The sequence below is a fragment of the Veillonella sp. DNF00869 genome (assembly GCF_001553345.1).
Classification (GTDB): Bacteria; Bacillota; Negativicutes; order Veillonellales; family Veillonellaceae; genus F0422.
This window is the reverse complement of sequence record NZ_KQ960768.1, coordinates 82,471-82,753: the sequence shown is the minus strand read 5'-3', so window position 1 is coordinate 82,753 and position 283 is coordinate 82,471.

The following is a 283-nucleotide window of genomic DNA, read 5'->3' as shown; positions in this document are numbered from 1 at the left end:
TAGTGTGATTCTGTAAATGTCTCAAACATCACCCTAAAAAGTGATAGTGCTAGTCTTGTTTGAGAGTAGTGTGATTCTGTAAATGTCTCAAACGAATGACGCAATCGCAAATATTGACGCAAGGTTTGAGAGTAGTGTGATTCTGTAAATGTCTCAAACCAATCGTCAGATCCAACCTCAACCTGTTCTGTTTGAGAGTAGTGTGATTCTGTAAATGTCTCAAACCAGAAGAACGTACAAAAAACTGGCCCATCGGTTTGAGAGTAGTGTGATTCTGTAAATG